Source organism: Gordonia sp. (in: high G+C Gram-positive bacteria), from assembly GCF_049299075.1.
GTDB lineage: Bacteria > Actinomycetota > Actinomycetes > Mycobacteriales > Mycobacteriaceae > Gordonia.
Genome location: NZ_JBAQWU010000323.1, coordinates 1 through 13,297, shown reverse-complemented (window position 1 = coordinate 13,297; position 13,297 = coordinate 1). Strand labels below are relative to the sequence as shown.

Sequence of the window (13,297 nt, the reverse complement as noted above, 5' to 3'; positions counted from 1 at the left end):
GGTGAACAGCTGTCCGGTGATTAAGCGCCTCATGGCGTGACCGTAAGCGGACGCGGACGAGGATGGCGCGGTCTGTCCACAGGGTCGTCGTGCCGATGCCAAGATATCCACATGACCGATGTGCTGGCACTGAACCGCTTCAAGGGCTGGATCGCCCGGGATGTCAGCGGCGGTCTGGTGCTGATCGCGGCCGCAGCCGCCGCGCTGATCTGGGCCAACTCGCCTTGGCGAGACAGTTACTACGCGCTGCTGAACATCCATGTGGGACCCTCGGCGCTGGATCTCAACATGTCGCTGGGGCACTGGGCCGCCGACGGACTGCTGGCGATCTTCTTCTTCATCGTCGGTATGGAACTCAAACACGAGTTTGTCGCGGGCAGCCTGCGCGATCCCCGGCGAGCCGGGGTACCGGTGGCTGCGGCCGTCGGCGGCATGGTGGTGCCGGCGCTCATCTATGCCGGGATTGTGGCCGTCGGTTCACCGGACGCGCTGGGCGGCTGGGCCATCCCGGCGGCCACCGACATCGCCTTCGCGCTCGCCGTGCTGGCCGTCTTCGGCCGCGGGTTGCCGATCGCCTTGCGCGTCTTCCTGATGACGCTGGCGGTGGTCGACGACCTGCTCGGCATCCTGGTGATCGCCACCGTCTACACCGAGAGCATCGACCTGCTGATGCTGGCGATCGGGCTGGTCTGCGTCGCGGTATTCGGTGTTCTGGTGCGCCGGCCGACCCTGCACCTCTGGCTGCTGATTCCGGTGGCGCTGGCGGCCTGGGGCTTTGTCCACGCGTCCGGCGTGCACGCGACGGTGGCCGGGGTGCTGCTCGGCTTCACCGTGCCCGCGACGGCGATCTATCCCGAAGTGATGCCGCGCACGCTGGCCGGTAGTCATGCGATGACCCCGATCTCGTCGGGAATTGCGCTACCGCTGTTCGCGTTCGCGGCGGCCGGAGTCACCGTTGTCGGCGTCAACGACCTGATCCAGCCGGTCAGCATCGGTGTCTTTTGCGGGCTGGTCGTCGGCAAGGTGATCGGCGTACTGGGCACCACTTGGCTGGTGACCGCCCTGACTCCGCTGCGGCTCCCGAACGCCATCGGCCTGCGCGACCTGCTGCCGGTCGGCGTGCTCTGCGGCATCGGCTTCACCGTCGCGCTGTTGATCGCTGAACTTTCCTTCGCTGGCCCCGACCCCGACGGCCATGCCGCGGCCGCCAAGGTCGGCATTCTGGTCGGTTCCCTGGTCGCGGCGATCCTCGGCGGCGCACTGCTCCGCTGGAACGCCAAGCACCCGCGCCGCCCAGACATGAACCGCGACGGGATCGACGACTTCGACGTGCGCGTTATCGAGTGATTTCGACCGTCTGCTCGCGGCTCGGCGGTCCGGTGTAGGTTTCCCAGAACGTCGCACCCTTGATCCCCAACGGCACCGGGTCGAAGACCGGATCGAGGCCGGCCTTGCGCTGCCGCTCGTAATCGCGCAGCGCCTTCAGCGCCGGAACCTGCAGGATTACGATCGCGATCAGGTTCAGCCAGGCCATCGTGCCCACGCCGATATCGCCGAGCGCCCACGCGTCTTCCGCCGTGGAGACCGCACCGTAGACCACCGACACCACGATCACCGCCTGCAAGACCCGCTGCAGAGCCGGACCCACGGTCAGGCGCAGCGGCCGAATGTAGGTGGTGGCGGAGTTGCCGAGCATGAAGCGCAGATTCACTTCGGCCATGTAGTAGTAGGCGACGATGGTGGTGAAACAGAAGAAGGCGAGTGAAATCGCCACGAACGACGATCCGGCGCCCGACCAGAACGAGTCAAAACCGTGCTGCACATATCCGGCGCCCACTTCCTTCTCCCCGGGTACGTGCGCGGGCAGGCCGCCGCCGTCGGCCAGCACGCCGCCCGCCTCGGATTCGCCGTGGAAGACGCGGTAGGCGCCCGTCGACAGGATCAAAAAGCCGGTGGCCGAGCACACGAACAACGTGTCGATGTACACCGCGAACGCCTGCACCATGCCCTGCTTCGCCGGGTGGCTCACTTCGGCGGCCGCCGCCGCGTGTGGGCCGGTGCCCTGCCCGGCCTCATTCGAGTACAGGCCGCGTTTGACGCCCCACATGATCGCCGAGCCCAGGATCGCGCCGAATGCGGCGTCCGCACCGAACGCGCTGGAGAAGATCAGGCGGAAGACCTCCGGCACCTCGCCCAGGTTGAACAGCAGGACCAGGACGGCCAAGGCGATGTACACGACGGCCATGAACGGCACGACCACTGCGGCGAAGACCGCGATGCGCTTGACGCCGCCGATGATCACGAAGCCCAGGACCAGCGCGGTCGCGGTACCGATCACCCACGGCTCGATGCCCCAGGCGTTGTTCATTGAGTCCGAGATCGAGTTGGCTTGAATGTTGGGCATCAGTACGCCGCAGGCGATCAGCGTCACCAGGGCGAATACCCAGGCGAAGACCTTGAAGACGCCCTTGGCACTGGTGTGCGCCTTCGCTTGCTTGATATAGAACGCCGGACCGCCGCGGTATTCGCCGGTCACCGGATCAGGCACCTTGTAGATCTGGCCCAGCGTGCATTCGACGAACGAGGTCGACGCACCCAGGAAGGCGACGACCCACATCCAGAACAGGGCGCCGGGCCCGCCGAAGGCGATCGCCGTGGCGACACCGACGATGTTGCCCGCGCCGACGCGGCCGGCCAGCGACACCGCGAGAGCCTGGAAAGAGGAGATGCCATGCTCGGACGATTCGCCGTTGAGTATCTGACGCACCATGTCCTTGATGTGCCGGACCTGCATAAATCGGGTGGCAATCGAGAAGTAGACCCCGGCCGCAAGCAGCAGGTAGATCAGCCACTGGCTCCAGATCACATCGTTGATACTCGCGAGAACATCGGTCATGAGCCAGAAGTCTGGCACAGATGAGGTCTGGTGGGGGCCGCCCACGGGGAATTCCGGCAACCGGCCAGCAGTTAGTATGAGACGCAGACTTGTTCATCCCCGGAGGTTTTAGTGCCCACTTACAGCTATGCGTGCACCAACTGCGATAACGCGTTCGACGCTCAGCAGGCGTTCTCCGACGATGCCCTGACAGTGTGCCCCGCGTGCAACGGCAAGCTGCGCAAGATGTTCAACTCCGTTGGCGTGGTGTTCAAGGGCAGCGGCTTCTACCGCACCGATTCGCGCGGCTCATCGTCGAGCAGCGACACGTCGACCTCGTCCGGCAGTTCCAGCAGTTCCAGCACGTCGTCGGCCGCTTCGTAAAGCTCGGGCGTCCTAGCCGATCGGGGTGAACCCGCCCGATGGGGTGAGGATCCACTGCACCGGGACGTCGTATTTCCCTTCGGGAAGGTCGTGATCGACCACCTCGGCGTCGTGCACGACGGCGACGATCTGAGCGGGCATTCCGGCGAGCGTGCGGTCGTAGTAGCCCGCCCCGCGACCCAACCGCACCCCGCGTCGATCGACCGCGACCGCTGGCACCAAAATCAGTTTGGCCTGTACCAGGGTGTCCGGATCGAGCCGAATCCCTTGCGGCTCACGGAGATTCCAGCGTCCGTCGGCCAGATGATGCTCACCGCGGTACTCGCCCCACTGCAGGCGCTGCGGTTCGCCCTCGGGCACGATCGGCAGCAGTACGCGAATACCCTGGTCGGCCAGGGCATCAAGCATGGCGGTACCACCCGGCTCGCGCCGGGTCGCCAGGTAGGCGGCGACGGTGTCACCCGCGCCGATGTCGACGGGCAGCGCGTACATCCAGGCGGCCAGTTCGCTGATGGACTGCGCGAGGATGAACGGACTCATCTGGGCCCGTTGCGCCAGCAGTGCGGTGCGCAACGCAGCTTTCTGGTAGGTCACCCTGACGATCCTGCCAGAGACACCGCATAAGGTGAGTGTCATGCCAGAGTCCAAGATTCCGCGTACCGCGGTGGTGCCTGCGGCCGGCCTGGGAACGCGTTTCCTGCCGGCGACCAAGACGGTGCCCAAGGAGTTGCTGCCGGTCGTCGATACCCCCGGGATCGAGTTGGTGGCTGAGGAAGCCAAATCTGCTGGCGCCGAGCGGCTGTTGATCATCACCTCGCCCGGCAAAGACGGCGTCGTCGCCCACTTCGTGGAAGACCTGGTGCTTGAGCACACGCTGAGCTCACGCGGTAAAGCCGCGATGCTGGCGAAGGTGCGCAATGCGCCGTCCCTGCTCCAGGTGGCCTCGGTGATCCAAGAGAAGCCGCTGGGTCTCGGTCATGCGGTGGGTTGCGTCGAAGCCGAACTCGGCGACGACGAGGACGCCATCGCGGTGCTCCTGCCCGACGACCTGGTGCTGCCCGGAGGTGTGCTGACGAAGATGGCGCAGACGCGGGCCCGCTACGGCGGCAGCGTGCTGTGCGCGATCGAGGTCGACGGTCCGCAGATCAGTGCATACGGCGTCTTCGACGTCGCGGAAGCCGATCCGGCGACCCCCGACGTCAAACGGGTGCGCGGCATGGTCGAGAAGCCGGACGCAGCGCAGGCGCCGTCGAATCTCGCCGCTGCCGGCCGGTACATCCTGGACCGCAAGATCTTCGGTGCCCTACGCGAGATTACGCCGGGCGCCGGTGGCGAGCTGCAGCTGACCGACGCGATTGCGCGGTTGATTGAGCAAGGAGAGCCGGTGCACGTCGTCGTGCACAAGGGGACTCGGCACGACCTGGGCAACCCGGGCGGATACCTGAAGGCGGCGGTCGATTTCGCGCTCGATCGGGACGACTACGGCCCGGAACTGCGCGCGTGGCTGGCCGAACGGCTGACTCACTAGGCTCCCTGAGCTTGACGTGGATCCCTGAGCTTGTCGAAGGGTGGTCCCGCGCGCCTGCCCGCGGGCGACGCGTGCGGTGACTAACCTCGTTGTGGAGATTGTGAGGAGAGAACATGCGCTCGGTGCAGGACCAGTTGAGTCTGGTGGCCGCGTCGGTGGTGGCCCCGCGACCGGTCCAGATGGCCATTTCGGAGGCGCAAGGACTGTTGTGCGCCGAGGAAGTCGTCACCACCGATCCGCTGCCCGGCTTTGATCAAGTAGCCGTCGACGGTTACGCAGTGCGTGCCGTGGACGTGGCGTTCGCCGGTAGTCCGGCACCGGCCGAACTCGCCGACCTCGATACCGGCGGCCTCGACGTGGCCCGTGTCGACGGTAGTGATGAGCTGGTGGTTAGCCTGCCGGTGGTGGGTGAGGTATCGCCCGGGTCGCGTACGCCGATTCGCTTACAGCCGGGGCAGGCGGTCCGGGTGCAGACCGGTGCGCCAATGCCAACGCTCGCCGACGCTGTGGTTCCGTTGCGCTGGACCGATGGCGGCGACAACCGGGTAATGATCGGCCATGCGGTGGCCACCGGCGAATACGTTCGCCGCACCGGCGACGATGTGCAACCGGGCGACGTGGCGGTCAGCGAGGGAGCAGTGATCGGTCCGGCGCAGGTCGGTCTGCTCGCCGCGGTCGGCCGGTCCCGCGTGTTGGTGCACCCGCGCCCGCGCGTTGCGGTGATCTCCATCGGCGATGAGTTGGTCGACATCGACCGTGACCCCGGCCCCGGCCAGGTCTATGACGTCAACAGCTATGCGCTCGCGGCGGCCGCCCGGGACGCGGGCGCCGACGTCCACCGCGTCGGCGTGGCCGTGCGCGACCACGAACGACTCCGCGAGACCGTCGAAGCGCAGCTGATCCGGTCTGAGATCGTCGTGCTGTGCGGCTCGGTCGGCGGCGAAGCGTCCCGCGAAGTGGCCGAGGTGCTCGCTGACCTCGGCGATTTGGAAATCGAGCGCATCGCCATGCACCCCGGTTCGGTGCAGGGGTTCGGTCGGCTCGGCCGCGACGAGATCCCCACTTTCTGGTTGCCGGCCAATCCGGTCAGTGCCCTCGTCACCTTCGAGGTGATGGTGCGGCCGCTGATTCGGATTGCGCTCGGCAAACGGCAGCCGATGCGCCGGACGGTGCGGGCGCGCACCATCGGGCCGATCGCCTCGGTGATCGGGCGCACCGGATACCTCCGTGGGCAGTTGATGCGTGACGAGCGTTCAGACGACTACCTGGTGCAGGTGATCGGCGAATCGCCTACGGGCACGTCCCATCTACTCGCCGAACTCGCCGAGGCCAATTGTCTGATCGTGGTGGACGAGGACACTGAAGAACTCGACACCGGCGACTGGGTGGAAGTCATGTTCCTGGCGCAGCGCGGCTGAGGGCGCGATGTTGCGATGGCTCGTCGAATCACCCCAGCATCCGGGGTGGCCTGCGACGCTCGGACCGATCGGGACGGCCGCCGGGGTGGTGACGGTGCGACCCATTCGGGCGCGCGACTCGAAGGTGTGGAGCGCGCTGCGGATCCGCAACCAGAATCAACTCCTGCCGTGGGAGCCCACCGGCGCCGGGCAGTGGGATTGGCGGCACCGGCCCAGTTCGTGGGCACCCCTGTATTCGGTGCTCAACACCGAAGCCAAGCGCGGGAATGTGCTGCCATTCGTGATCGAGGTCGATGGTGCTTACGTCGGCCAGATGACGATCGGCAATGTGCAGCGTGGTGCGGTACGCAGTGCTTGGATCGGGTACTGGGTCGACGCAGCGTCCAGCGGCAAGGGCGTGGCCACCGCCGCGGTCGCGCTCGGCGTCGACCATTGCTTCGGGCCGGTCGGACTGCACCGGTTGGAGGCCACCGTGCAGCCGACCAATGGCGGCTCGCAGGCCGTGCTGACGAAGGTCGGTTTCCGGGAAGAGGGCCTGCTGCGGCGATACATGGACGTCAACGGCCGCTTCCGGGACCACCTGCTACTGGGGCTGACTGTCGAGGAAGTCGTTGATTCGGCCGTCGAGATGCTGATCCGCGCCGGTCGCGCCTACGCCATTGACCCGGCCACGGAAAATGGTTAAGCCACGGAGCAATTCGCCTCCTGCGCGGCGCGCCTGAGTCGCCCGGGGACGCCCCGCGCCTAGGTTCAATAGTGGTCGATTGTCGGTACATCGACACTCAGGCAAAGGGAGCGGGGTCAGAGCCAAATGAATTCGTCAGTGCTGTGGATTTTCCTCATCGTGGCGTGGCTGTTCATCCTGCTGCCAATGGTGTTGCGCGGTCGTCCGGAGGTTCGCAAGACCACGGCGGCCGCGGCCAATACCCGCCTGCTGCACCGCGGTGGGGAGCCGACCGCCGTGCGTCGCCGCGCCGCAGGGCGGCACCCGAGCAATCCTGATTACGTGCGCAAACCCGCGACCACCGCGACCACGCTGAAGCGGGCCGCCCTCGAGGAGACCGACGTGAGCAAGCCGAAGGCCGCAGCCGACACGACCGACACCGAGAAGGTCGAGACTGGGCAACTCGAGATCGACATTCCGGAAATTGCGAGTGAGTCGGCCGAGACGCAACCGGCCGGGACGCAGTCGGCGGAAGTGGCCGACACCGAAGTGACCGACGTGATCGACGCGATAGTCGACGAGACCGACGGCGAGACCGACGAGCTGGACGACGAGACCGACGAAGAGTTCGAAGAGTTCGACGAGCTGGACGACGAGGCCGCCGAGGAGGATGTCGCCGAGGAGGATGTCGCCGAGGAGGATGTCGTCACTGCGTCTGCGCCGATGTCGCGGGAGCGCCGCGGCCGCGGGTACGCGAGCGGGGAGATCGCCGAGCGCGATGCGCGCCGCTATCGGGACCGTCGTCGGATGGTGCTTGGTCTTTCGGCCGCAACGGTGTTGGCCATCGTCACCTGCTTCGTCTGGCCACCGTACGGCCTCATCCTGCTCGGGGTGATGACGGCGCTGACCGGGCTGTATCTCTTCTTCTTGCGTCGGACCGCGGTTGCCGAACAGGAGTTCCGCGCCGCCCGCGCGACCCGCCTGCGCCGGCATGCCGCGGAGGATTCACGGCTGGCGCGGCAACGGTCCGAGCAACTCATCGAGCGCCCGGTGGCCCCGGGTCGGCGTCGCCCCGGCGGCCTGGTGGTGCTTGACTTCGACGACGAGGATCCCGCCTTCGACCACCTGCCCACCTACGACTTCGCCGCCACCGGGCGAGCCGCCGATGGTATCGACGCCGACTACCGGCGCGCCGTCTAAGGTAGGAGCCATGAGCGAAGCGACGGGCGACTGGTACTACGACGTCTCCACCGGCGAGGTGAGCCGGGGCAAGGTTCCCGCTGCGCTCAACCGCATGGGGCCGTATTCGGATGAGGCGACGGCACGTCGTGCCATCGAGATCGCCGCCGAGCGCAACGCGACCGCCGACGAGGAAGACGACGACTAGACCGCTTCGCGATGGGCGACGATCCACGCACGCGTGGCATCGGCGGCCTTCCGTAAGGCGATCTGCTCGCCGAGATAGCTGGCCGCGGCGCCGATCACCGGAATCCAGGTGAGGTGCGCCAGCAGTGTCGGTGACTGCGGACGTGCGCCGAGTTCCTTATCGATGCGCAGCAGCGCCACGCCGATCTCCCGGAGTGCTGTGACGACCGCAGTCTTGCGGTCGGCATCTGGAATCTCTTGCCGTTCAACGGCTTTCACCTTGGCGCCGTCGAGGTCGCGGCCGAAGAGTACCGCGCCCAGAAGGTCGATCTCGTCATTGCGATCGACGATTCCGTATTCTCGTCCGATGGCCAGCACCACCAGCGCCTGACTGGCCGCACCGAGGACGGTGCTGGCCGGCAGCTTTTTGGTCCACGCACCGAACATCCCGGGGAACGCCGGGGCCGCTGACGTGACCGGGCCGATTCGGTGCACCCACCACGCGGCCCGGTCGGTGCTGCTGAGCTTCTCCCAGCTACCGGTACCCGGCCAGGCGGCGGCGGAAAGCGCGGTGGCGGTGAGATCGCCGAACCGGGTCGGGATCACGTCCCACCACTGTCGCCCGAACGTACGCGGCTTCACCTGTAGTGGATCGCTGTGCGCGATGATGTCCAGAATCGGATCGGCGATGGCCACCGAGCGGTTGAGGATAGACACGATCTGTTCGTCGCTCATCTTCACTCCACCCAGGCTACTGCCCGACGATCCCGCAACTTTTGTCGCTTTCTGGTGTTACGGTCGGTTCCACCGAGTATCGACGGAATCGGAGACATCCCATGCGCACCAAGATTGCCGCCAGCATCGGAGCGGCCGCCCTGATGATCGTCGGCCTCGCTGGCTGTTCGGTCTCCAAGACCATCGACCAGTCCGAGCTGCAGACCAAGACGGCGCAGGCGCTGCAGCCGAGTTTCAACCAGCCGATCACCGTCGAGTGCAAGGGGTCGCTGGAGGCCAAGGTGGGTGCCACGCAAGAGTGCGCCCTCACCGACGGCACCTTGTGGCAGTTGGTCACCGTCACCGCGACCGACGATGAAGGCAAGTTCAACGCAGAGGCCGTCCCGGGCGTCGTGGAGAAGCCGGACTGGGCCAACTAAGGCCAGCGGACTTCGACTGGCCGGTCGTGGGTTGACCGACGGCCTTCTGGTGGAGCTAGGGGGAATCGAACCCCCGACCTTCTCATTGCGAACGAGACGCGCTACCAACTGCGCCATAGCCCCGGGCGGACCACCTCTGGGTGAACCGCAGACCAGTATATCAGCGTCGCGCTGAGTCGAACCGGCGGTACGGTGGCCGAATGAACTTTCTGCGGAACCTCGTGTCCACCGGGCGGGGGCGAGCGATCCTGGCGGCCGTCGTCGTAGTGGTGGTGCTGATCGCAGTGGGGGCGTTTGCTGCACTGCGCGACAATCCGCACAGTAGTTGGGCGGGACCGCAGACCGAAGTGACCGCACCCCTGGATTCGCTGGCGGTGCAGCCGGCCGGACGCTGGACGCTCATGCCCGAGCCCGGTGTCAATGTGGTGGGTCCGGTTGGCGGCGACGCTGAACGTGTGCTGTACGCGGCCAAGGTCACTGACGGGCCGCTACGGCTCCTAGTGGTGAACGCGGAGACGGGGGAGCGGCAGCACGCTGTCGATCTGGCGGCGGAGTCGACGGCGCCGGAGTGCTGGGTGCGCGGAGATGCCGCGCTGTGCGCGGTGGCGGCGCCGGTGCCGGAGCTACTCTTTCTGGACCTGGCTGCTGGTTCGATCACCGCCCGGACCGACGTTGCGCCCACCGGTACCGGGTTCCACGGCTACCCGGTCGGCGAGGGATTCCTGGTCTGGTCGGACACCGCAGCGCCTGCCCTGTATCGCCCGGACGGCTCGGTCAAGTGGCAGGCGCAGGGCTCGGCGTTCATGGTTTCGCCGGCGGCGCCGGTGGTGTACGCCCTCGATTTGGCCGACCAGAAGGGCCGGGTGCTGTCTGCCGACGACGGCCACCTTCTGGTGGAGATCGCCGTCCTGGGCGATCAGCCGGTCCGCTTCCAAGCGTTTGCCGGGGGCTTCGCCCTGGAACGCCCCGGCGATCAAATTCGCTTCTTTGCCGTGGACGGTCAACCGATGTCCGGGGCGGTATCGGCTGCTGGCGGTCAGCGTCTTGCCGCCGCGGTGGATGTGGGCCGTTCTGCGGTCACCTCGGTGCCGGTGCTGCTGGAGACCCGCGACAGTGGCGTCACCGTGGTGGCCGCCGACCCGGGAAACAAAGAGAATCTGTGGAAACAGCAAGTCCCACAGGCCGATCCGGAGAAGATTCGTATCGCTGGCGTCGGTACGCAGGTCGTGATCGATGATGGCGCCAACCACTGCTTTGCTTTCTCCGCGGCCACCGGCGACGGTGGGGCGATCGGTTGCGGGCAGCTGCTCGGCACCGACGGCCAGCGCATCTTGATCGCTACCCCGAGTCCCCATCAGACGCTGCTTCCCGAATCCGACCTGGCCGCCTTCAGCCCCGGTGACACCATCGCGCTCTGGTCCACGCCGGTCCGCTCGGCGGCAGTCTTCGGTGGCGGCATCTACGGCGTCGACGGCCGGCTGCGCTGAACGCCCTGCACCCCATATACACTCACGCCGCTGTCCCCAACAGGGGCAGCGGCGTGAGTGTCCTCCGACAGGATGGGGATTCGGCGTGATCAGGCGCCGAAGCCGAAGGTGATGGCGATGTGCAGCAGGTCGCCACCGAAGATGTAGAAGTCGTTGAAGAACTGGGTGAGTGCCGGGAACTCCATGGTGGGGCCTTTCGGTTGGGTGATTCACATCGTTTGATGTGCCAAAAGCGTTACACGTCAACGGCTTTCGCGCCTTCTTTGGCAAGCCAGATCACTTGGTCCGCCGTGCTGTGGTTACGCCCACTCGGATAGATGCGTGAACTCGAATCGATGGCCGGGCCAGGACCTATGCGCCGCACGCCGCGTGCGTTCGCGCTGCGTGAAATTCGGCCGTAACCGTCCGTTCAAATTCAGCCCGTCTCGTTCACCGACGCCCACGCGCGGAAACTCTCAACTGCGGGTTGAGATACAGCGGACGGGCGGCATACTGTACGAGTGCCTCGGCGAGTCGATGGCCGCGAACCGAGGGGCAGACGATGAGCGAACAGGCCGAGTGGATGGACCTGAACCGGATTAAACGGCTCGGACTGGCGTCCTGGTCGGTGCTCGGCATGATTCTGGTTGTGGTGGTAATCGCCCTCGGGATCGGCGCCGTCAGCGGCATTCTGATCCCGTTGGTCATCGCCGTGATCCTGGGCGTGGTCCTGGAGCCGATGGTGGCCTTCTTGGAGCGGCACAAGGTTCCGCACAATCTGGCGGCTGTCCTCGCGCTGCTCACCGCGCTCCTCGTGCTGGGTCTGACGATCGTCGTCGTCGTCCGCGGCTTCCTCGATCAGTGGTCGGAGATCTCGAGCCAGCTGCTGCTCGGATGGAACCAGATGGCCGAGTGGGCAGGCACCCTCGACATCGAAGAACAATGGCTTGAGCGTATTCGTGCGGCAGTCGAGGATATCGCGCCCGCCGTCGGCTCCGGCGTCGTCGGCGCACTGTCGACCACGATCTACGGTGCCGTCTCGCTCATCATGGGCTCGTTTTTCGCGCTGTTCTTCCTCTTCTTCGTGCTGCGCGACGGGCTCCGCTTCGCGCCCTGGTTTGCCCGTGCCCTGCACCTGGAGGCCGACACCGTCAACGAGGTCACCGAGATTTCCCGCGCCTCGATCCGCGGTTACTTCCGCGGCACCGCCATCACCGCGGTGCTCACCGCGCCGATCTTCATGATCCCGCTGTTCATCCTGAAGGTCCCGCTGGCGATCCCGATCTTCATCCTGTACTTCGTGCTGTCCTTCGTCCCATTCCTCGGGGCGTGGATCGCTGGCGTCTTCGTCATCCTGATCGCATTCGGCTCGGGCGGTACCACGGCCGCAGCGATCATGGCGGTCACCTTCTTGATCTCCAACGGCACCGTCCAGAGCGCGGTCAGCTCCTGGGCGCTGGGCTCGTCACTGCGCCTGCACCCGGTCTCGGTGCTGCTGGCCACCATCATCGGCGGCACCATTGCGGGCCTACTCGGCATGGTGCTGGGTGCCCCGGTGCTGGCGGCGGTGGTCAAGTCCGTCGAAGCCGTGCAGGCGCGGCGGCGCGATCACTCACAGGCGACGCCGTCGCCGTCGCGGTCAAGTTTGGTCGAGTAACCGGGCTGTCCCCGGTAGATCGGCGCGGCCCCGGCGGCGCGGGCCGCGGCACAGTTCGGGTAGTACGCCGAGTCCGGTGTCTCCAGCAGGCCCGGTGGCCGGGTCTCGGCCGGCGCGGTCGTCCGCTCAGTGGTCGTCTGCTCAGTGGTTGGCTCGGTGGTGGTGGTGGTGGTGGTGGTGGGCGCGGTGCCGCCACAGTCGGACAACAGCCGGGCCATGGTGTCGTGCTCGGCTTGGGTCACCCACAGTTGGTAGGCGGCCTTCACCTCGATCTGGCGCGCGGTGTACGTGCAGCGATAGCTGCGGTTCGGCGGCAGCCAGCTGGCGGCGTCGCTGTCACTCTTGCGTTGATTGGTGGGGCCGTCGGTGGCCTGCAGGTTGCGTGGATCGTTGGCGAAGTTCAGCCGCTCCGCCGCCGACAACTGCTGTGCCCCCTTCTGCCACGCATCCGACAGTGCGACGACGTGGTCAATCTGTACCGCATCGGATGTGCCCTGCCCGCGGACGAATTCGATCGTCTTCCCGGTGTACGGATCGTGCAGCACCCCGGCAGTCACCACGCAGTCGCGGGTACCGGCCTTGGTCGCGGTCTGGGTGAGGTCGCGCGCCAGAATGTCGTTGCGGGTGTCGCAGCCGTTGTGGCCCAATTCGACGTCGACGTCGTCGTTCCAGCCGCGCCCGAATAGATCGCGCGTATAGCCGGTCTTGGGTGCGCGACCCTTGACCGGCAGGGTCGCCAGCGTAGCCAGCGCACCGGTGGAGATTTCGTCGAGCGGCCGCGTGGTC

General features: G+C 66.5%; 14 protein-coding genes and 1 tRNA gene. 10 read left to right on the top strand and 5 right to left on the bottom strand.

Going from position 1 to position 13,297, the window contains the following annotated elements:
- The first annotated feature begins 111 nt into the window (after window positions 1-111).
- Window positions 112-1,347, top strand: a complete 1,236-nt coding sequence (gene nhaA / locus WAW85_RS09985) for a Na+/H+ antiporter NhaA (RefSeq protein WP_422559463.1) — start codon at window positions 112-114, stop codon at window positions 1,345-1,347.
- On the opposite strand, the gene WAW85_RS09980 is transcribed toward nhaA, so the two are convergent.
- Window positions 1,337-2,896 (bottom strand): alanine/glycine:cation symporter family protein, encoded by a 1,560-nt coding sequence (locus WAW85_RS09980; RefSeq protein ID WP_422559462.1) that lies wholly within the window; start codon window positions 2,894-2,896, stop codon window positions 1,337-1,339. The two genes, nhaA and WAW85_RS09980, sit on opposite strands and share 11 nt — an antisense overlap.
- Window positions 2,897-3,007: 111 nt before the next feature.
- Here WAW85_RS09980 and WAW85_RS09975 point away from each other — a divergent pair, with 111 nt between their 5' ends.
- On the top strand, window positions 3,008-3,259 hold the full coding sequence (locus WAW85_RS09975) for an FmdB family zinc ribbon protein (RefSeq protein WP_422559461.1): 252 nt from the start codon (window positions 3,008-3,010) through the stop codon (window positions 3,257-3,259).
- 12 nt (window positions 3,260-3,271) lie between these two features.
- On the opposite strand, the gene WAW85_RS09970 is transcribed toward WAW85_RS09975, so the two are convergent.
- Window positions 3,272-3,853 (bottom strand): 5-formyltetrahydrofolate cyclo-ligase, encoded by a 582-nt coding sequence (locus WAW85_RS09970; protein WP_422559460.1) that lies wholly within the window; start codon window positions 3,851-3,853, stop codon window positions 3,272-3,274.
- A 40-nt stretch (window positions 3,854-3,893) separates the two neighbouring features.
- On the opposite strand from WAW85_RS09970, the gene WAW85_RS09965 reads away from it, so the two are divergent.
- From WAW85_RS09965 to WAW85_RS09945, 5 genes are all read left to right on the top strand, one after another.
- Window positions 3,894-4,787 (top strand): UTP--glucose-1-phosphate uridylyltransferase, encoded by an 894-nt coding sequence (locus WAW85_RS09965; protein ID WP_422559459.1) that lies wholly within the window; start codon window positions 3,894-3,896, stop codon window positions 4,785-4,787.
- A 113-nt stretch (window positions 4,788-4,900) separates the two neighbouring features.
- Entirely contained in the window at window positions 4,901-6,205 is a 1,305-nt protein-coding gene (gene glp / locus WAW85_RS09960; RefSeq protein ID WP_422559458.1) for a gephyrin-like molybdotransferase Glp, read from the top strand.
- A gap of 7 nt (window positions 6,206-6,212) precedes the next feature.
- Window positions 6,213-6,890 (top strand): GNAT family N-acetyltransferase, encoded by a 678-nt coding sequence (locus WAW85_RS09955; RefSeq protein ID WP_422559457.1) that lies wholly within the window; start codon window positions 6,213-6,215, stop codon window positions 6,888-6,890.
- 126 nt (window positions 6,891-7,016) lie between these two features.
- Window positions 7,017-8,069, top strand: coding sequence for a gephyrin-like molybdotransferase receptor GlpR (glpR, locus tag WAW85_RS09950; protein WP_422559456.1), 1,053 nt, complete (start codon window positions 7,017-7,019; stop codon window positions 8,067-8,069).
- 10 nt (window positions 8,070-8,079) lie between these two features.
- On the top strand, window positions 8,080-8,256 hold the full coding sequence (locus WAW85_RS09945; RefSeq protein ID WP_422559455.1) for a hypothetical protein: 177 nt from the start codon (window positions 8,080-8,082) through the stop codon (window positions 8,254-8,256).
- On the opposite strand, the gene WAW85_RS09940 is transcribed toward WAW85_RS09945, so the two are convergent.
- Window positions 8,253-8,969 (bottom strand): hypothetical protein, encoded by a 717-nt coding sequence (locus tag WAW85_RS09940; RefSeq protein WP_422559454.1) that lies wholly within the window; start codon window positions 8,967-8,969, stop codon window positions 8,253-8,255. The genes WAW85_RS09945 and WAW85_RS09940 overlap by 4 nt on opposite strands.
- A gap of 101 nt (window positions 8,970-9,070) precedes the next feature.
- On the opposite strand from WAW85_RS09940, the gene WAW85_RS09935 reads away from it, so the two are divergent.
- Window positions 9,071-9,388, top strand: coding sequence for a DUF4333 domain-containing protein (locus tag WAW85_RS09935; protein ID WP_422559453.1), 318 nt, complete (start codon window positions 9,071-9,073; stop codon window positions 9,386-9,388).
- 47 nt (window positions 9,389-9,435) lie between these two features.
- Here the strand turns inward: WAW85_RS09935 and WAW85_RS09930 are convergent.
- Window positions 9,436-9,511 (bottom strand) — tRNA-Ala (locus WAW85_RS09930).
- Window positions 9,512-9,588: 77 nt separating this feature from the next.
- On the opposite strand from WAW85_RS09930, the gene WAW85_RS09925 reads away from it, so the two are divergent.
- Entirely contained in the window at window positions 9,589-10,875 is a 1,287-nt protein-coding gene (locus WAW85_RS09925) for a hypothetical protein (protein WP_422559452.1), read from the top strand.
- Between the two features lie 541 nt (window positions 10,876-11,416).
- Window positions 11,417-12,511, top strand: a complete 1,095-nt coding sequence (locus tag WAW85_RS09920; protein WP_422559451.1) for an AI-2E family transporter — start codon at window positions 11,417-11,419, stop codon at window positions 12,509-12,511.
- Here WAW85_RS09920 and WAW85_RS09915 read toward each other — a convergent pair.
- On the bottom strand, window positions 12,463-13,297 hold an 835-nt coding region (locus WAW85_RS09915), incomplete at its 5' end, for a GmrSD restriction endonuclease domain-containing protein (RefSeq protein WP_422559450.1). The two genes, WAW85_RS09920 and WAW85_RS09915, sit on opposite strands and share 49 nt — an antisense overlap.